At 73.5% G+C, this 17,278-nt stretch carries 20 protein-coding genes; 6 read left to right on the plus strand and 14 right to left on the minus strand.

The window, feature by feature from the left end; translation table 11 throughout:
* Positions 1–102 precede the first annotated feature (102 nt).
* Complete coding sequence (locus CHB98_RS09945) at positions 103–447, plus strand: oxidoreductase (RefSeq protein WP_089305442.1); 345 nt, start codon at positions 103–105, stop codon at positions 445–447.
* Positions 448–465: 18 nt separating this feature from the next.
* On the opposite strand, the gene CHB98_RS09950 is transcribed toward CHB98_RS09945, so the two are convergent.
* Positions 466–1,959, minus strand: coding sequence for a leucyl aminopeptidase (locus tag CHB98_RS09950; RefSeq protein WP_245821050.1), 1,494 nt, complete (start codon positions 1,957–1,959; stop codon positions 466–468).
* Between the two features lie 108 nt (positions 1,960–2,067).
* Here CHB98_RS09950 and gcvT point away from each other — a divergent pair, with 108 nt between their 5' ends.
* A complete protein-coding gene (gene gcvT, locus CHB98_RS09955) occupies positions 2,068–3,186 on the plus strand; it encodes a glycine cleavage system aminomethyltransferase GcvT (RefSeq protein WP_089305444.1) in 1,119 nt (372 codons plus the stop codon).
* A gap of 6 nt (positions 3,187–3,192) precedes the next feature.
* Here gcvT and CHB98_RS09960 read toward each other — a convergent pair whose 3' ends face one another.
* The 4 genes from CHB98_RS09960 to CHB98_RS09975 are packed head-to-tail and all read right to left on the minus strand — an operon-like array spanning position 3,193 to position 5,552.
* Positions 3,193–4,329, minus strand: a complete 1,137-nt coding sequence (locus CHB98_RS09960; protein WP_089305445.1) for a YihY/virulence factor BrkB family protein — start codon at positions 4,327–4,329, stop codon at positions 3,193–3,195.
* A 1-nt stretch (position 4,330) separates the two neighbouring features.
* Positions 4,331–4,606 carry a DUF4235 domain-containing protein gene (locus tag CHB98_RS09965; RefSeq protein ID WP_089305446.1) on the minus strand — a complete coding sequence of 92 codons (276 nt, stop codon included), beginning with the start codon at positions 4,604–4,606 and terminating at the stop codon, positions 4,331–4,333.
* Entirely contained in the window at positions 4,603–5,118 is a 516-nt protein-coding gene (locus tag CHB98_RS09970; protein ID WP_089305447.1) for a DUF3618 domain-containing protein, read from the minus strand. The genes CHB98_RS09965 and CHB98_RS09970 overlap by 4 nt, the downstream gene beginning before the upstream one ends.
* Complete coding sequence (locus tag CHB98_RS09975; RefSeq protein ID WP_089305448.1) at positions 5,115–5,552, minus strand: phage holin family protein; 438 nt, start codon at positions 5,550–5,552, stop codon at positions 5,115–5,117. Before CHB98_RS09975 ends, CHB98_RS09970 begins: the two co-directional genes overlap by 4 nt.
* 121 nt (positions 5,553–5,673) lie before the next feature.
* Between CHB98_RS09975 and CHB98_RS09980 the strand changes: the two genes are divergently transcribed.
* Entirely contained in the window at positions 5,674–5,886 is a 213-nt protein-coding gene (locus tag CHB98_RS09980) for a hypothetical protein (RefSeq protein ID WP_089305449.1), read from the plus strand.
* A 102-nt stretch (positions 5,887–5,988) separates the two neighbouring features.
* On the opposite strand, the gene CHB98_RS09985 is transcribed toward CHB98_RS09980, so the two are convergent.
* Together CHB98_RS09985 and CHB98_RS09990 are read right to left on the minus strand one after the other, a co-directional pair.
* Positions 5,989–6,972 carry an aldo/keto reductase family protein gene (locus tag CHB98_RS09985; RefSeq protein ID WP_089305450.1) on the minus strand — a complete coding sequence of 328 codons (984 nt, stop codon included), beginning with the start codon at positions 6,970–6,972 and terminating at the stop codon, positions 5,989–5,991.
* Between the two features lie 25 nt (positions 6,973–6,997).
* Complete coding sequence (locus CHB98_RS09990; protein WP_089305451.1) at positions 6,998–7,606, minus strand: DUF3043 domain-containing protein; 609 nt, start codon at positions 7,604–7,606, stop codon at positions 6,998–7,000.
* Between the two features lie 144 nt (positions 7,607–7,750).
* Here CHB98_RS09990 and CHB98_RS09995 point away from each other — a divergent pair, with 144 nt between their 5' ends.
* On the plus strand, positions 7,751–8,098 hold the full coding sequence (locus CHB98_RS09995; protein WP_089305452.1) for a HesB/IscA family protein: 348 nt from the start codon (positions 7,751–7,753) through the stop codon (positions 8,096–8,098).
* A 66-nt stretch (positions 8,099–8,164) separates the two neighbouring features.
* Here the strand turns inward: CHB98_RS09995 and asnB are convergent, their stop codons facing one another.
* The 3 genes from asnB to CHB98_RS10010 are packed head-to-tail and all read right to left on the minus strand — an operon-like array spanning position 8,165 to position 10,875.
* The gene (gene asnB, locus CHB98_RS10000; RefSeq protein WP_089305453.1) at positions 8,165–10,096 is read right to left on the minus strand and encodes an asparagine synthase (glutamine-hydrolyzing); all 1,932 of its coding nucleotides are present in this window, start codon (positions 10,094–10,096) and stop codon (positions 8,165–8,167) included.
* A gap of 55 nt (positions 10,097–10,151) precedes the next feature.
* Entirely contained in the window at positions 10,152–10,520 is a 369-nt protein-coding gene (locus CHB98_RS10005) for a DUF3817 domain-containing protein (protein WP_089305454.1), read from the minus strand.
* Positions 10,513–10,875, minus strand: coding sequence for a metalloprotease (locus CHB98_RS10010; protein WP_089305455.1), 363 nt, complete (start codon positions 10,873–10,875; stop codon positions 10,513–10,515). Before CHB98_RS10010 ends, CHB98_RS10005 begins: the two co-directional genes overlap by 8 nt.
* A 281-nt stretch (positions 10,876–11,156) precedes the next feature.
* On the opposite strand from CHB98_RS10010, the gene ctaC reads away from it, so the two are divergent.
* Both ctaC and CHB98_RS10020 read left to right on the plus strand, forming a co-directional pair.
* Entirely contained in the window at positions 11,157–11,999 is an 843-nt protein-coding gene (gene ctaC, locus CHB98_RS10015) for an aa3-type cytochrome oxidase subunit II (protein WP_245821051.1), read from the plus strand.
* Between the two features lie 45 nt (positions 12,000–12,044).
* On the plus strand, positions 12,045–12,446 hold the full coding sequence (locus CHB98_RS10020) for a cytochrome c oxidase subunit 4 (protein ID WP_089305457.1): 402 nt from the start codon (positions 12,045–12,047) through the stop codon (positions 12,444–12,446).
* Between the two features lie 539 nt (positions 12,447–12,985).
* Here the strand turns inward: CHB98_RS10020 and qcrB are convergent.
* Genes qcrB through ctaE form a run of 4 tightly spaced genes read right to left on the minus strand, consistent with a single transcriptional unit; the run spans position 12,986 to position 17,265 of the window.
* Complete coding sequence (gene qcrB, locus CHB98_RS10025) at positions 12,986–14,647, minus strand: cytochrome bc1 complex cytochrome b subunit (RefSeq protein WP_089305458.1); 1,662 nt, start codon at positions 14,645–14,647, stop codon at positions 12,986–12,988.
* Positions 14,647–15,759, minus strand: a complete 1,113-nt coding sequence (qcrA, locus tag CHB98_RS10030; protein ID WP_218822318.1) for a cytochrome bc1 complex Rieske iron-sulfur subunit — start codon at positions 15,757–15,759, stop codon at positions 14,647–14,649. Before qcrA ends, qcrB begins: the two co-directional genes overlap by 1 nt.
* Positions 15,756–16,643, minus strand: coding sequence for a cytochrome bc1 complex diheme cytochrome c subunit (qcrC, locus tag CHB98_RS10035; protein ID WP_089305459.1), 888 nt, complete (start codon positions 16,641–16,643; stop codon positions 15,756–15,758). Before qcrC ends, qcrA begins: the two co-directional genes overlap by 4 nt.
* A gap of 7 nt (positions 16,644–16,650) precedes the next feature.
* Positions 16,651–17,265 (minus strand): aa3-type cytochrome oxidase subunit III, encoded by a 615-nt coding sequence (gene ctaE / locus CHB98_RS10040; protein ID WP_281251851.1) that lies wholly within the window; start codon positions 17,263–17,265, stop codon positions 16,651–16,653.
* Positions 17,266–17,278 lie beyond the last annotated feature (13 nt).

Here is a 17,278-nt window from a genome sequence, read left to right on the forward strand (position 1 = left end):
ATCCTCGCCCATCCTGCCACCCCGGGAACGCGTCGGCGGATCGCACCGTTGCCAGCGCGGACGTCGCGACCCGAGCGCGACCCGGGAGGGACGGGAGCGGGCATGGGGCTGTGGGGCCGTCTGCGGCGGCGGACGCCGGGCCGCGGGTCGCCGGGCCGCGGCACGCTGGACCGCGGTGCCGGGCGGGGCGACGTCGCCCACCTGGAGCAGTTCGTCGCCGGCCGCCGCGGCGTGGAGGGGTACGTCGAGCCCCGGACGGCGGTCACCGAGACCACGATCGTGCTGGTGGCCGCGGACGGCGAGTGGACCCGGCGCCGCATCGACGGACCCGAGACCGCGCGCCGGCTGTCCCGGGAGCTGGGCATCCCGGTGTACGACGCCCAGGTCACCGGCTACCCCCAGCGCATGCGCGACTGGTCCGCGCGCCAGCGGCGCGACCGCCCCTGACGGCGGCCGTCCCAGGCCTCACGAGGCGGCGGCGAGGTCCTCGATGGTGGCCAGCAGGGTCCGCACCGGCACGCCGGTGCCGCCCTTGGGCGTGTAGCCCCACGGCGCACCGGTGTTGTACGCCGGGCCGGCGATGTCGATGTGCGCCCAGGGCAGGCCGGCCGGCACGAACTCGGCGAGGAAGTGCGCCCCGACCAGCATGCCGCCCATCCGGTCGGCGTTGGCGTTGACGAAGTCCGCGATCGGGGAGTCGATGCCCCGGCGCAGCTCGGCGGGCATCGGCATCGCCCACATCGCCTCGCCGCTGCGGGCCGAGGCGGCGACGACGGCGTCGCGCATGTCGTCGCTGCCCATCACGCCCGCGGTGCGCGAGCCCAGCGCGACCAGCTGGGCGCCGGTGAGGGTGGAGGTCTCCAGGATGACGTCGGGGGAGTCCTCGGCCGCGCGGGCCAGGGCGTCGGCCAGGACGACGCGGCCCTCGGCGTCGGTGTTGGTGATCTCGGCCTTCTTGCCGTTGCGGAACGTGACCACGTCGGCGGGGCGGTAGGCGGTGCCGCTGGGCAGGTTCTCCGCGATCGGCACGGTCGCGGTGAGCTCGACCGGCAGGCCGAGCCGGGCGACCAGGCAGGCGGTGGCGATCACGGCGGCGGCGCCGGCCATGTCGCTGGTCATGTGGTGCATGTTCGCGGCCGGCTTGATGGACAGGCCGCCGCTGTCGAAGGTGATGCCCTTGCCGACCAGGGCGACCCGGGTGCGGGGCCGCTTGCCGCTGTAGGCCATCCGGAGCAGGCGCGGCCCGCGCGCGGAGCCGCCGCCGACGGCGAGCACCCCGCCGTAGCCGCCGGCGGCCAGCGCGGCCTCGTCGAGCACCTCCACGGCCAGCCCGGCCTGCTTGCCGGCGGCCGCGCCGCGGGCGGCCAGCTCGGCCGGGTAGAGGTCGTTGGGCGGGGTGTTGACCAGGTCGCGCACCAGGGACACCGCGTCGGCGACCGCGCGGGCGCGCTCCAGCGCCGCCTTGGCGGCGCCGGCGTCGGGCACGACGACGGTGAACTCCCGCGGCGGGGCGGACCGGCCGTCGAGGTCGGACTTGTAGGCGGTGAACTCGTAGGAGCCGAGCAGGCTGCCCTCGCCGACGGCGTGCAGCCGCTGGTCGTCCGGGGTCCCGCCGACCGCGGCCAGCAGGGTGACCACCGAGGCCCGGCCGGACAGCGCCCGGCTGGCGGCACCGGCCGCCCGGCGGACCGCCTCGGCGGTGTACCCGCCCCCGGGCCGGGGCGCGCCCAGGCCGGCCACGGCCACGACCGGGAAGGGGCCCTGGCCCAGCGAGGCGACGCGGGTGACCTCGTCCTCGGCACCCTTGGCGCCCAGGTCGGCCAGCGCGCCCATCAGGCGGCCACCGAGCAGCCGGTCGACGGCCTCCGCGCCCGGCGTCGGCAGCAGGCCGCCGGGGCCCTTGCCGACGCCGACGACGACGGCGTCGGCGCGGGTCTTCTCGAGGGGGCGGTCGGTCACGGAGATCGTCGGCGGCACCGGACGATGGTAGTCACAGGTCCCGCCGGCCCCCCACGCCTCGGAGGCCGGCCGCCGGACCGTGCAGCGGGGCCGCGTTAGCGTGCCCCCGTGACCGCGCTGACCTCGCCCCTGCACGACCGGCACCTGGCCGCCGGCGCCAAGCTGGCCGACTTCGGCGGCTGGTCGATGCCGATCGAGTACGCCGGGGGCGGCGTGCTGGCCGAGCACGAGGCGGTCCGCACCGGGGTCGGCCTGTTCGACGTCTCCCACCTGGGCACGGCGACGGTCCGCGGGCCGGGTGCCGCGGCGTTCGTCGACAGCTGCCTGTCCAACGACCTCTCCCGGATCGGCCCGGGCCAGGCGCAGTACACGATGTGCTGCCTGCCCGACGGCGACCCGCGGGCCGGCGGTGTCGTCGACGACCTGATCCTCTACCTGCACGGTCCCGACGACGTCCTGCTGGTGCCCAACGCCGCCAACGCCGCCGAGGTCGTGGCCCGGCTCGCCGACGCCGCGCCGGCCGGGGTGACGGTCACCGACCGGCACACCGAGGTCGCCGTCCTCGCCGTGCAGGGTCCCCGCTCGCCGCAGCTGCTGTCCCTGCTGGGCCTGCCCGGCGAGCTGCCCTACATGTCCTTCGTGACCGGCCTGGGCGGCGGCTCGGCCGAGGTCACCGTGTGCCGCACGGGCTACACCGGCGAGCACGGCTACGAGCTGCTGGTGGGGGCCGAGCACGCCGGCGAGCTGTGGGACGTGCTGGTCGAGCAGGGCCGCGACGAGGGCCTGCGGCTGTGCGGGCTGGGCGCGCGCGACACGCTGCGCACCGAGATGGGCTACCCGCTGCACGGCCACGAGCTCTCGCCCGGCATCACCCCCGTGCAGGCCCGCGCCGGCTGGGCGGTGGGCTGGCGCAAGCCGGCCTTCTGGGGCCGGGCGGCGCTGTTGGCCGAGAAGGAGGCCGGCCCGGCGCGGCTGCTGTGGGGCCTGCGGGCGCCCGGGCGGGGGATCCCGCGGCCGGGGATGGCGGTCCTCGACGCCGACGGCGCCCGGGTCGGCGAGGTGACCAGCGGGACGTTCTCGCCGTCCCTGCGCACCGGCATCGCGCTGGCGCTGCTGGACACCGCGTCCGGCGCGGGGGAGGGCAGCGAGCTGGCCGTCGACGTGCGCGGCCGGCCGCAGCCGGTGCACGTCGTCCGGCCGCCCTTCGTGCCCTCCCGCGTGCGCTGAGCGGCCTCAGGCGTTCTTCCGGGTGGGGTCCTTGTCCTCCTTCGAGGGTTCGGGCTCGTCCGGGAGGCTGTCGGCGACGACGGCGTCCCGCTCGCCCATCGGCACCGGCGGGCCCTCGGTGGTGTCCTGCGCGGTCTGGTGCTCGGCCTCGGAGTTGATCTCCGCGCCCAGCAGCAGCAGGTAGCAGGTGATGTACAGCCACAGCATCAGCACGATGACGCCGGCGATCGTCCCGTAGGTCTCGTTGTAGGAGCCGAAGTTGTCGACGTAGAAGCTGAACGCCACGCTGACCAGTGCCCAGGCGATCGTCACCACCACCGCGCCGAGGCTGACCCAGCGCATCTTGGGGGCGTCCCGGTCGGGTGCCACGCGGTACAGGACGGCGAGCGACCCGGCGAACACCCCGAGCAACAGCACCCACCGGGCAACCTGGGTGAGGACCGTGGCGAACGGCCCCAGCGGCAGGGTGTCCAGCACGATCGGGACGACGGCCACCAGGCTGAAGGCCACCAGCACGAAGACGATCGCCCCGAGGGTGAGCAGCAGCGAGGTGGCCCGCAGCTTGACGAAGTTGCGGGTCTCCACCTCGTCGTAGGCCAGGTTCACCGCGGTGACCAGGTTGCCCATCCCGCCCGAGACGCTCCACAGCGCGCCGGCCACCGAGACGGCCAGGCTCAGGCTCAGCGCGCCCCCGTCGCCCGTGGCGATGTCGCGCAGCTGGGTGCCGATGAGGTCGGCGGCGCTCTCGGGCAGCTGCGCGGAGAGGTCCTCGATCTGGCGGGTGACGGTCTCCGGCGAGGCGACCAGCCCGTAGAGCGAGATGGTCGCGATCAGCGCCGGGAAGACGGACAGGAAGCCCCAGAAGGCCACGCCGCCGGCGATGATCGGCATGTTGTCGGCGTTGTGCTCGGCCCACGACCGCTTGAGGACCTGCCGCCAGCCGCGCCAGGGGATCTCGGTCGGCTTGTCCGCCGTCACCCCGGGCAGCCGGTCCTCACCGGGGGCGCCCGGCGGGAGCCGGTCGGCCTGCGGGTGCGGTGCGTCCGCCTCGGCGGCCCGGGCGGCGGCCCGCCGCGCCGCCTTCTCCTCGACCCGCTGCCGGATCCGGTCGACCGAGCTCTCCCGGGGCCTGGTGCTGCTCACGTCAGTCGCCCGGCCAGTTGCCGGTCAGCTTGGTGTAGCCGCGGGCGCCGAGGCGGTCGATGGCGGCCTTGGTGGCGGCGAAGATGGCGCCCTGCAGCGCCGCGGCGAGGACCACCTCGCGCATCCGGTACTCGCTCTGCAGGGCATCGGGGGCGTCGTCCTCGTCGGCCACCCGCTTCCACACCTGCTTGAACACCGCGCCGGAGATCATGCCGGCCAGGACGCCGCCGAGCAGGCCGATCGGCCGGTAGACGAGCTTGGCCCCCTTGCTGCTCACCTCGCCCTCCGCACGGTCCGGCGGGCCCGCTTCGCCGCTGCCGCGCGCCGCGCCGCGGCGGCCTTCCGGGCGGCCCTGGCGGTCCGCTGCGTCGCCTTCGCCCTCCGCCGCGCGGCCTTCCGGGCGGCCTTCTCCGCCGCCGCGCGCCGGGCGGCGGCGACCTTGGCCTCGACCTTCACCTGGCGCCGCGCGCGGCGCCTGGCCCGGCGGCGGTCCTTGGTGAGGCGGCGCCACACCAGCAGGCCGAGCAGCGTCGCCGCTCCGGCGCCGGCGCCGATGACCGCCGGGGGGTTCTCCCGGTAGGTCTCGACCGCGGTGTCCCGGGCCCGGAAGGCGCCCTCCTTGGCCCGTTCGGAGACGTCGAGGCGCTGCGACAGCTCGTCGACCGTGCGGCCGAGCTGCGCGCGGGTGGCCTCGATGTCGGCCTTGATGGCGTCCGGGTCGTTGGGCGCGCCACCGCGGGCCGTCGTCCCGTCCCGCCCGTCGGGGGCGCGGTTGGCTGGGGTGCTCACCGGCGTGCACTCTCCTTCACGGTCGCGATGTCGGCCTTGGTGCTGGCGATGGCCTGGGTCGGCACCGGCGGTGCGCCCTTCTCGACGTCCTTCTTGCCGACCAGCGCGAGGACACCGGCGACGGCGAACAGCACGACGGCCACGACGAGGGCCGCCAGCCAGGCGGGCAGCACCAGGTCCAGGGCGAGGACGGCGGCGGCCACCAGCACCGCCAGGCCGAGGAACGCGAACAGCCCGGCGCCGCCGAACAGGCCCGCCCCGATGCCCAGGCGCTTGGCCTTCTGGGTGACCTCCGCCTGGGCGAGCCGGGCCTCGTCGCGCACCAGCCGGCTGATCTGCTCGGTGAGCTGGCCGATGAGCTGACCGGTCGAGGCGTCCTCGGGAGCGGGGGGTGGGACGGACGCGCGGCTGGCGCCCGCCGTGGGGTCGGTCATCGGTCCTCCGTACCGGGGAGCGGTGTCGATGTGCTCCCATGCCCCCGATGATCGCCCGGTAACCCGTCCCCGGTCACACTCCGGGGCACGGCGCGGGCCCGGTGGCACATAGCCTGCGGCCATGAGCTGGTACTGGCGGTTGGAGGACCCCACGGGGGCGGAGCTGGACCCCGCCGCGGTCGGGGTGGAGGTCCCGCGGGCGGACAACCAGGGCGACGCGGAGTCCTGGCTGGGGGAGAACTGGCGCGCGCTGCTGGAGCGCGGGGTCGCCACGGTGACCCTGTTCGAGGGCGACCGCAGGGTGTACGGCCCGATGGGCCTCGCCCCCGCCTGACGAAGGACCTCCCTGCCCCCCACCACTCGCAGGCTCGTGGCGGGTCCCCGCAGGGAGGCCGCGCCGAGCGGAGCGAGGCGTGGGGGGCGAGGGGGTCCTTCCTCAGCCGCGGGAGGTCTTGGCGGGGTCGCGCTCCACGGTGTCGCCGAGGACGTCGTCGATGCGGGCGAGCACGTCGGCGTCGAGGGTGACCCCGGCCGCCTGCACGTTGTCGTGCACCTGCTCGGGCCGGGTGGCCCCGATGATCGCGGCCGCGACGTTGCGGTTCTGCAGCACCCAGGCGATGGCCAGCTGGGCCATGGACAGCCCGAGGTCCTCGGCGACCGGCCGCAGCTGCTGCACCCGGCCGAGGACGTCGTCGGTCATGAACCGCTGGATGAACCGGCCGGCCTCGGGGTCGCTCGCCCGGCTCCCGGGCGGGGGCTGCTCGCCCGGCAGGTACTTGCCGGTCAGCACGCCCTGCGCCAGCGGCGACCAGACGATCTGCGACAGGCCCTCCCGCTCGGAGGCGGGCACGACCTCGGCCTCGATGACCCGCCAGAGCATGGAGTACTGCGGCTGGTTGCTGATCAGCTGGACGCCGAGCTCGCGGGCCAGCGCGGCGCCGGCGGCGATCTCCTCGGCGTTCCACTCCGAGACGCCGACGTAGAGCACCTTGCCGGCCCGGACCAGGTCGGCGAACGCGGTCATCGTCTCCTCGAGCGGCACCGTCGGGTCGTAGCGGTGCGCCTGGTAGAGGTCGACGTAGTCGGTCTGCAGCCGCTGCAACGAGGCGTGGCAGCTCTCGACGACGTGCTTGCGGGACAGCCCGCGGTCGTTGTGCCCGGGGCCGGTGGGCCAGTAGACCTTGGTGAACACCTCCAGCCCCTCGCGGCGCTGGCCGGCCAGGGCGCGGCCGAGGACCGACTCGGCCCGGGTGCCGGCGTAGACGTCGGCGGTGTCGAAGGTCGTGATGCCGGCGTCGAGGGCGGCGCGGACGCAGGCCTGCGCCGCGTCCTCCTCGACCTGCCCACCGTGGGTGAGCCAGTTGCCGTAGGCGATGGCGGAGATGTTCAGGCCAGAGCGGCCCAGTCGTCGGGATTCCACGACGCCCGACGCTACGGCCGTCCGGCTACGGCTTCGCGCCGAGCGGGACGGTCGCCTTCGGGAAGCGCCAGCGGCGCACCATCGTGGCCCGGGTGATCCCGTACCAGACCAGGCTCTTCATCCTGTGGTCCTGGCCCGGGAAGCGCTCGAGCACCGTCGTCTTGATCCGCCGGCCGAGGACGACCGAGTCGAGGATCATCACGGCGAAGAAGACCAGCCAGAGCGACACCGAGTAGGAGCGCACCGGCTCGGGCAGGAAGTTGCCGAGCAGCACCAGCGCGGCCACGAGCAGGAAGAAGCTGCCGGCGTTGCGGCGGGCGTCGACGACGTCGCGCACCAGCTTGCGGACCGGGCCGCGGTCGCGGGCCGGCAGCGCGGCCTCGTCGCTGCGGGCGGTACCGGCGCGGGTGGCCCCCCGCCCGGTGGTGGCCTGCTGCTCCCGCATCCGCTTCCACGCCTCCTTGCGCGTCCGCGGCGGCGGCGGGGGCGGGCCGGGACGGCGCCCCTGGGCCTCGTGGCGCTTGGGGGTGGGCCGCCCCTTGCCGCCCGTCCTCACCAGCTGCGAGGTCAGGTCGGCGGAGGGGTCGGGCGCGGCCTCGGTGCGGTCGCGGCGCCCGGGGAGGCGGAGCTTCACCCGGCCGAGTCTACGGGTGGGCCCGCCCGGTCGGGGTCCGCGCCGGGGCCGACGACGTACAGTGGGAAGAGGCTCCGCTGCGGCGGTGTTGGCCTGTGAAGGACGTGCCGCAGCAGGCACCTCGAACGTGGGAGGACTTCCAACATGACGGTGCAGGACAGCACGGCCACCGGCGTCATCCTCAGCGACCCGGCGGCCGCCAAGGTCAAGGCGCTCCTGGACCAGGAGGGTCGCGACGACCTCCGCCTGCGCATCGCCGTCCAGCCCGGCGGCTGCTCCGGCCTGCGCTACCAGCTCTTCTTCGACGAGCGGTACCTCGACGGCGACCAGACCTACGACTTCGGTGGCGTCGAGGTCATCGTCGACCGGATGAGCGGCCCCTACCTGGGCGGCGCGGTGATCGACTTCGTCGACTCGATCGAGAAGCAGGGCTTCACGATCGACAACCCGAACGCAGGGGGCTCCTGCGCCTGCGGCGACAGCTTCAGCTAGCCGACCAGCTCCAGGCCTGACGGAGGCCCGGTCCCCCGCGGGGGGCCGGGCCTCCGTCGTCGCCGGCTACAGGCGGACCGGGTAGACGGTCTCGGGGACCTCGGGCCGGATGCGCTGCTCGACGAAGACGCCGTGCCAGACCATGAAGACCAGCAGCGTCCACAGCTTGCGCGAGAGGTCCACCGGCGAGCCGGCCCGGTGGTTGTCGCGGTGCTCGTCGAGCATCCACAGCACCTGCCGGCGGTCCAGCCACTCGTCGGTCTGGCTCTCCTCGACCACCTGCCGCGCCCAGTCGTGCAGGTCCTCGGCCAGCCAGTGGCGGGTGGGCACCGGGAAGCCGAGCTTGCGCCGGTTGAGCACGTGCGGCGGCACGATCTGCTCCAGCGCGCGGCGCAGCGCGTACTTCGTCGCCTGCTTCGTCACCCGCTGCCCGACCGGCAGCGTGCCGGCCACGGCGAACACCTCCGGGTCGAGGAAGGGCACCCGCAGCTCGAGGGAGTTGGCCATGGTCATCTTGTCGGCCTTGACCAGGATGTCCCCGCGCAGCCAGGTGAACAGGTCCACGTACTGCATGGCGGTCACGTCGTCGTAGCCGGCCGCGCGGGTGCGCTCGTAGAGCTCCCGGGTGACGGCGACGTGCGACAGGTCGGGGTCGCGCCGCTCGAGGAAGCCGAGCTCGTCGTCGCGGAAGAGGCGGGCGTTGCCGTAGTAGCGCTGCTCGAGCGGGATGGACCCGCGGCGCAGCAGGTCCTTGCCGCGCATGCCCTCGGGCAGCCGCGCGGACAGCGCGCCCAGCGCCCGGCGGACCCCGCCGGGCAGCCGGTCGAACGCGGCCAGCGACAGCGGCTCGCGGTAGATGTTGTAGCCGCCGAACAGCTCGTCGGCGCCCTCCCCGGAGAGCACCACCTTGACGTGCTCGCGCGCCTCGCGGGCCACGAAGTACAGCGGCACGAGCGCCGGGTCGGCCACCGGGTCGTCCAGGTACCAGACGACCAGGGGGATCGACCCGGCGAACTCCTCGGGGGTCACCACCTTGGTGACGTGCTCGACGCCGATGGCGGCCGCCGACTCCGCGGCGACGTCGATCTCGGAGAAGCCCTGCCGCTCGAAGCCGACCGTGAAGGTCATCAGGTCCGGGTTGTACCGCTTGGCCAGCGCCGCGATCGCGGTGGAGTCGATGCCGCCGGACAGGAACGACCCGACGGTGACGTCGGCGCGCATGTGCACCCGCACCGAGTCGTCGAGCGCCGCCGCGATCCGGTCGTACAGGCCCTGCTGGTCCTCCGGCGCGACCGGCCGGACGGGGAAGGACGGGTGGAAGTAGCGGGAGGTGTGCAGCTCGCCGTCCACCACGGTGAAGCTGGTGCCGCTCTCGATCCGCCGGATGCCGCGGTGCAGCGTCGCCGGCTCGGGCACGTACTGCAGCGTCAGGTAGTGCTGCAGGGAGGCGGAGTCCACCCCGCCGGCGGCCTCGCTGCCGCCGAGCAGCTCCAGGACCGCCTTCTTCTCCGAGCTGACGACCAGCGCGCCGTCGGCCAGCCGGGCGGTGAACAGCGGCTTGATGCCGAACGGGTCCCGGGCGCCGAACGCCGTCCCCGTGCGGGTGTCCCAGATGACGAAGGCGAACATGCCGCGCAGCCGCCGGACGACGTCCTGGCCCCAGTAGTGGTAGCCGGCGACGATCGCCTCGGTGTCGCCCTCGGTGGCGAAGCGCGCGCCGAGGGCGGCGAGCTCCCGGCGCAGCTCGACGTAGTTGTAGATCTCGCCGTTGAAGACGATCCGGTAGCGGCCGTCGGCGTAGGGCATCGGCTGGTGGCTGTGCTCGATGTCGATGAACGCCAGCCGGTTGAAGCCGAAGGCGACCCGCGCGTCGCTCCAGACCTGGGTCTCGTCGGGCCCGCGGTGGCGCAGGCAGTGCAGGGCCTCGTGCACCTCCTTGACCCGGGTGTCGTCGACGCGGTCGACGTCGGTGGACAGGTACGCGAGAAGGCCGCACATGGCGAGGGGTCTCCGGGGGGTCGATCGTGTGCCGGCGGTCGGTGCCGCGGCAGGGTCAGACGCGCTGGCCGGCGCGGGTGGTGCGGGTCGCGTGGCGCTCGGCGACGAAGGACAGGATCGGGACGGTTCCGGCCACCAGGGTGAGAACCGTGCCGCGCAACGTCCAGGAGGCGCGCAGGGCGAGGTCGCACGCAGTCAGGAAGAACACGAAGTACAGCCAGCCGTGCAGGGTCCCCAGGACCGACGCCGGGCCCTCCACCCCCGCGAGGTACTTCACCGGGACGGCGACGAGCACCAGGGCCACGAGCAGGACGCCGACCACCCAGGCCATCACCCGGTAGCGGGTCAGCGCCGCGGGGACGTCGCGCCCCACCCGGCGGGCCAGCGCGCGGGGCAGCCGGGACGCCGCCGCCGGTTCAGCCACGGTCGGCGCGCTGGCGCAGCGCGCGCTCGTTGAGCTCGGCGAGGTAGGCGTTGTAGGCGGCCAGCTCCGGGTCGCCGGAGGTGTCGATGCGCGGCTTCTGGTAGAGGACGACGGCGTTGCCCGGCTCGTCCTCGTCGGGGTCCCGGTGGACCTCCTCGCGGCACATGCGCACGTAGAACCACAGGCCCATGAAGCCGTAGAGCGGCCACTGCAGCGCGTAGCTCCAGTTGACCGCGCCGCCGCCGGCCTCGGCCTTGGTGAGCTGCCAGTGGCCCAGGTAGAAGGTGGCCACGAACAGGGCGGCCACCACCAGGTGCGCGAGCACCCACCGGGGGGTCAGCAGCCGGGACAGCACGCCCCCAATGTAACCGCCGGGGGGCCGGTCCCAGGCACGCCCGTGAGCGAGGCCACGGCGCCGGTGAGGCCGCCGTCCGGCGCCCGGGCGCCCGACCCGCCGCCGCCGGATCTCCGGTGGCCGGCCGCCGTGCGGGGTCGGATACCCTCGCCGCAGACTGTGGTCGGCACAGGCGCCAGTTCGCCGGGTATCGGGCCGGGGGCCCCCTGGGGAGACCGTCCGGTGCTCCGGACGAGACGAGGAGGCAGCGAGCAGTGGCTCGAGGCAGCAGGCTCGCGCGGGTGGCCGCGCTCGGTCTCCTGGGGGTGCCGGCCCTCGCCGGCTGCACCCCGAACAACGAGTTCTGGCGCTGGGGCTGGCCCGACGGGGTGACCGACGAGGCCTACGAGATGCGCACCCTGTGGATCTGGTCGGTCATCGCGGCGCTGATCGTGGGCTTCGCGGTGTGGGGCCTCATCGGCTGGTCGGTCGTCCGGCACCGCAAGCGCGGCGACGAGCTGCCCAAGCAGACGGCGTACAACCTGCCGCTGGAGATCGTCTACACGATCATCCCGTTCCTCATCATCGCCGGGCTGTTCTTCTTCACCGTCGTCGTGCAGAACCGGGTGCAGGAGCGCAGCGCCGAACCCGACGTGACCATCGCGGTCAACGCCTTCAAGTGGAACTGGCAGTTCGTCTACCCGGAGACCACCGGGGACGACGGCGAGCCGGTCAACACCGTGGGCACCAGCGACGAGGTCCCGATCCTGGTGGTGCCCACCGACCAGGACATTCGCTTCGAGCTGGCCTCCGCCGACGTCATCCACTCGTTCTGGGTGCCGGAGTTCCTGTTCAAGCTGGACATCATCCCGGGCAACGAGAACGGCCGGGACAACGTCTTCGAGGTGACCGTCCGCGAGGAGGGCGCCTTCGTGGGCCGCTGCGCCGAGCTGTGCGGCACGTACCACGCCTACATGAACTTCGAGGTGCGCGCGGTCTCCGCAGCCGACTACGACGCCTACCTGGCCGCGCGCCAGTCGGGCCTGGGCAACTTCGACGCGCTGGAGAGCATCGGCCAGCCGGGGGCGGCGACCAGCACCACGCCGTTCGACCTCATCGACGACGCGCAGCGCGCGGACGGCTGACGTGACCGGTACCCGGGCACCGCACACCACGCAGGAGGGACGGCCGTGAAGGTCGAAGCGCTCATCTTCAACGCCCTCGGTGTCTTCTGCATCGTCGTGGCCGCCGTCTACGGGGTCTGGTCCCGGGAGCCGATCGGCACGACGGCCCTGGTCCTCTCCGGTGGGCTGACTTTCCTCGTCGGCGGCTTCTTCTGGTTCGTCTCCCGGCGCATCGACGCCCGCCCGGAGGACCGCAAGGACGCCGACATCGCCGACGGCGCCGGCGAGCTCGGCTTCTTCAGCCCGGGTAGCTACTGGCCGCTGGGCATCGCGCTGTCGGCCGGCCTGATGGGCCTCGCGCTGGCGTTCTTCTACGCCTGGCTGATCGTCCTGGCCGGCGTGGCCATCCTGGTCACCGTCGGCGGCCTGCTGTTCGAGTACTACGTCGGGCAGAACGCGCAGGGCTGACCCGCACCCGCCCGGTCCGAGGGCCCCTCCCCGCCACGGCGGGGAGGGGCCCTCGTCGTCCGTGGCCCGTCCGTGCCCCCTGGCGCCCGCAGGCCGCCGCGCCGCCCGACGGCGGGTGAACCGGGGTCGGGGGGCGCGGGCGCCCGCCGTGCGGCGCCGCTGGGCGGGTCGCGCGCCCCCCGACCCGGGGCGCCCGGCCCTCCGTCGGCGGCTCCACCCCCCGCGCCGGGGCCCTCGTCCCCGGTCGGAGGCGCCCAGCGGGGCGCTGGGGGCCTCGGCCACCCTGTGTCCGCGAGCCGTCAGCTCCGGTGGTGGGGGAGCGGTGTGCGCGGCCCCTCAGCGGTGCCCCGGTGCCCCCGCCGGCGGACCGCCCGCTCGTGGGTCCCGGGGCCCCCACGGCCGGCGGTCACGGCCGGCCACGGGGGCGGTGGAGGAACCCGTCCCGGTGGCCCCCGCCACCCCGGGCACGGTCCCCGCCCCGGAACGCACAGAGGGCCCCGACGGGGTGTCCGTCGGGGCCCTCTTCCGTGCGGGTCCTGCTAGTCGCGCGGCTCCTGCGGCCGGCCGCCGTCGGACGGGCGCCCGGAGGTGGTCAGCTCGCGGGACTCGGCGGCCGAGAGGCCGTGCTCGTCGCGACGCTGCTCGAGCTCGACCCGCGCCGGCTCCTCGATCGGCGAGAAGAACCCGCGGATGGCGCGGCGGGCGCCGCCCACCTGGTTCATCCGCTTGGGCACCGGAGCCCCGCCGTAGGCCAGCTGGCCGTGGCCGTGCTCGTCGACCGGGCCGAGCGGCTGGTGCACCTCGATGAACTCGCCGTGCGGGAGCCGCCGGATGACACCGGTCTCCAGGCCGTGCTCGAGGACCTCCCGGTCGTGCTTCTGCAGGCCCAGGCAGATCCGGTAGGTGAGCAGGTAGACGATCGGCGGGACGATGACCAGGCCGATCCGGCCGGCCCAGGTCATCGCGTTGAGGCTGATGTCGAACTTCTCGGCGATGACGTCGTTCCCGCCGGAGAACATCAGGACGATGTAGAAGGCGAGGGCCATCATGCCCAGCGAGGTGCGCACCGGCACGTCGCGGGGACGCTGCAGCAGGTGGTGCGACGCCTCGTCGCGGGTCAGCTTCCGCTCGATGACGGGGTAGGCCGCCAGGAGCGTGAAGATGATGCCCGGCAGCACGACCGTGGGCCAGAACAGCGCCGGGATCGTGTAGTTGCCCGGGAGGTTGATGTCCCAGGCCGGGAAGAGCCGGGTCGAGCCGTCGAGGAACATGACGTACCAGTCCGGCTGCGACGCCGCGGACACCTGCGCCGGGTTGTACGGGCCCCAGAGCCACACCGGGTTGATCTGCACCAGACCACCGAGCGCGGCGCAGACGCCGAACACGATGAAGAACAGCCCGCCGGCCTTGACGGCGAACGCCGGGAAGAGCCGGTTGCCGACCACGTTGTGCTCGGTCCGCCCCGGGCCGGGGAACTGGGTGTGCTTCTGCTTGACCAGCATCAGCAGGTGCACCGCGATCAGGCCCAGCAGGATGGCCGGGACGATCAGCACGTGCACGATGTACATCCGGCCGAGGATCTCCTCGCCGACGTAGTCGCCGTCGAACACCGCCCAGTGCACCCAGGTCCCGACGACCGGGATCGACAGGATGATCGCGCTGACGATGCGCAGCCCGGTGCCGGACAGCAGGTCGTCGGGCAGCGAGTAGCCGGTGAAGCCCATCGCGAAGGACAGCACCAGCAGGGCGACGCCGATCAGCCAGTTGGTCTCCCGCGGCCGGCGGAAGGCGCCGGTGAAGAAGATGCGCAGCAGGTGGACGACGATGGCGGCCACGAACAGCAGCGCGGCCCAGTGGTGCAGCTGACGGATGAACAGGCCGCCGCGGACGTCGAAGGAGAGCTTGAGCGTCGACTCGTAGGCGGCGGTCATCTCCAGGCCGCGCATCGGCGCGTACGTGCCCTCGTAGACGACCTCGGTCATCGCCGCGTCGTAGTAGAAGGTCAGGTAGGTGCCCGACAGCAGCAGGATGACGAACGAGTAGAGCGCGATCTCACCGAGCAGGAACGACCAGTGGTCGGGGAAGACCTTGTTCAGGGTGCGGCGGAGCGGGCCGGCGACGATGAGGCGGTCGTCGATCTCCAGAGCCGCCTTGCCCAGGGGCGTGGTCGGGACACCCGGCGCTGTGGCGGTACGAGCCATCAGATGCGCTCCCGGTTCCAGTAGGTGGGGCCAACAGCTTCAATGTAGTCACTACGCGCAACGAAGAAGCCCTCGTCGTCGACCGTGATCGGCAACTGGGGCAGCGGGCGGGTCGCCGGGCCGAAGACCGGCTTGGCGCCCTGCGTCACGTCGAACTGCGACTGGTGGCACGGGCACAGGATGCGGCTGGTCTCCTGCTCGTACAGCGACACCGGGCAGCCGGCGTGCGTGCAGATCTTGGAGTAGGCCACGTAGTCGCCGTAGCCGAAGTCGTCCTGGCCCTCGCGGGGCCGCTCCAGCGACACCTGCTCGGGGCGCAGCCGGATCAGCATCGTGGCCGCGTCGGACTCCAGGTTGCCCCCGGGGACGGCCGGGAAGACCGTCTCCAGCGACCCCGGCTGCTGGTCGCCGGGGCGGATCGGGCTGCCGTCGCCGCGGAGCAGCCGCATGCCCTCGGTCCAGCTGGTGGTGCCCAGCGGGTTGCCCACGTTCGGGTTGCGGATCAGGCCGCCCAGCGGCATGAGCAGCATCAGGCCGACGCCGCCACCCATGAACACGAGCGAGCGGGTGATGAGCTTGCGGCGGGCCAGGCCGTAGGTGTTCAGGCCGCCCATGAGCGAGGCGCCGGTGGTGACCCGGTCGAAGTGCGACCCGTCGTGCTTGTCCTGCACCGCGGTCTCGTGGGGGAGGAGCTTCTTGGTGAACAGCACCATCCCGACCCCGACCAGGGTGAGCGCCAGCCCGCCCAGCCCGCCGATCAGCGGGGTGAACAGCGCACTCCACCCGCCCTCGGTGATGTCCCACTGCCAGTCGGGCAGGAACCACCCGGAGCCGGCGTAGACGACGAAGGCCGCGAACGCCGACAGGCCGGCGAGGGCGAAGGTCATCGCGACCTGCCGGACGGCGGCCTTCTCCACCCGGGAGCCGGGCTCCGGGGCCGGGTCGACGTGCAGCACCTGCACGCCGTCGTAGCGGGCGCCGAGGAGGTCCAGCTCCTCGCGCGTCATGGTGGCCAGGCGCTCGGGGGTGTACTCCTCGTCCGGCCCGCCGTGCAGCGGGCCGGGCGTCTCCGAGCCGCCGGTCGACCCGGGGGTCGTGTGCGGCGCGCTCACGCCTTGCTCCCCATCCAGAAGATGCCGAACAGCAGCGCGGCCACGCCGACGACCCAGATGACGACGCCCTCGGCGACCGGGCCGATGCGACCGATGCCCGCACCGCCCGGGTCGGCCTGCTCCTTCACGGTCTGGATGTAGTTGATGATGGAGCGCTTCTCCTCGGGGGTCAGCTGGTTGTCCCCGAAGATCGGCATGTTCTCCGGACCGCTGAGCATCGCGCTGTAGATCTCCAGGTCGTTGGCGTCCTCGAGGCTGGGCGCCCGCTTCCCGGAGGACAGCGCGCCGCCCTCGCCGACGAAGTTGTGGCACTGCGCGCAGTTGAGCCGGAACAGCTCACCGCCCTCGGCCAGGTCGCCGTCGCGCAGGTCGCCCGAGGGGAGGGTGGGCCCGCCGCCGTTGGCCTGGATGTAGGCCATCAGCTGGTCGATCTCCTCGTCGTTGAAGATCGCCGGCTTGTCGGGGGCCTGCGCCTCCTGGCGCACCAGCGGCATGCGGCCGGTGTGCACCTGGAAGTACACGGCGGCCTCGCCCGCGCCGATCAGGGACGGCCCGCGGGTCGGCACGCCCTCGAGGTTCTCGCCATGGCAGGTGATGCAGCTGCGCTCGTACAGCTCGCGGCCGGCGGCCTCGGCCGAGGACTCGCTCTGGATGGCCTCCTCGGTCGCGTGCGCCGGGGACAGCGCCGAGTACAGCGTGCCGGTGAGCACGAGGGCCGCCATCAGGCCGGCCACGTTGGTGATCCGCCGACGCTGTCTCGACCGCCGCCGGGCACGGGCCGCGGCGGCGGGGGAGCCGTCGGCGGGACGGCGGGACCAGCGGCGCGGGCCGCGGGGGGCGCCCGCGTCGGAGGGGGCGACGGACTGCGGGTTCGGAGTGGACACCGTTTCCCTAGCGGATCAGGTAGATCGTGGCGAAGAGCCCGACCCACACGACGTCGACGAAGTGCCAGTAGTAGGAGACCACGATCGCCGAGGTCGCCTGCGCCGGCGTGAAGCGGCCCATGGTGGACCGGATGAGCAGGTACACGAAGGCGACCAGGCCCCCGATGACGTGCAGCGCGTGGAAGCCGGTCGTCAGGTAGAAGACCGATCCGTAGGTGGAGCTGGAGATGCTGGTGCCGTGCTCGGTGACGAGCACGCGGTACTCGTTGGCCTGGGCGAGGACGAAGACCAGGCCCATCACGAAGGTGATGGTGAACCAGCGCCGCAGGCCGTACACGTTGCCGTTCTCCGCCGCGAACACCCCGAGCTGGCAGGTGACCGAGGAGGCCACCAGGATGATCGTGAAGAACGCCGCGTAGGGGAGGTTCAGCTCGGTCGGCTCCGGCGGCCACCCCTCGGTGGCCCGGGCGCGCGCCGTGAAGTACATGGCGAACAGGCCGGCGAAGAACATCAGCTCGCTGGAGAGCCAGATGATGGTGCCGACGCTCACCAGGTTCGGTCGGGTCAGCGAGTGCACCCGGGAGGTGTCGAAGGTGCCGCCCGCCAGGGGAGCCGTTGTCACGACGCCCATCATG

This window comes from Geodermatophilus pulveris, from assembly GCF_900188375.1.
GTDB classification, from domain to species: Bacteria; Actinomycetota; Actinomycetes; order Mycobacteriales; family Geodermatophilaceae; genus Geodermatophilus; species Geodermatophilus pulveris.

Bases quoted from the DNA above. Each gene is read 5' to 3' on its own strand.
- qcrB (WP_089305458.1), bottom strand. From the start codon at position 14,647: ATGGCTCGTACCGCCACAGCGCCGGGTGTCCCGACCACGCCCCTGGGC.
- asnB (WP_089305453.1), bottom strand. From the start codon at position 10,096: ATGTGCGGCCTTCTCGCGTACCTGTCCACCGACGTCGACCGCGTCGAC.
- CHB98_RS09945 (WP_089305442.1), top strand. From the start codon at position 103: ATGGGGCTGTGGGGCCGTCTGCGGCGGCGGACGCCGGGCCGCGGGTCG.
- CHB98_RS09995 (WP_089305452.1), top strand. From the start codon at position 7,751: ATGACGGTGCAGGACAGCACGGCCACCGGCGTCATCCTCAGCGACCCG.
- CHB98_RS09975 (WP_089305448.1), bottom strand. From the start codon at position 5,552: ATGACCGACCCCACGGCGGGCGCCAGCCGCGCGTCCGTCCCACCCCCC.
- CHB98_RS09980 (WP_089305449.1), top strand. From the start codon at position 5,674: ATGAGCTGGTACTGGCGGTTGGAGGACCCCACGGGGGCGGAGCTGGAC.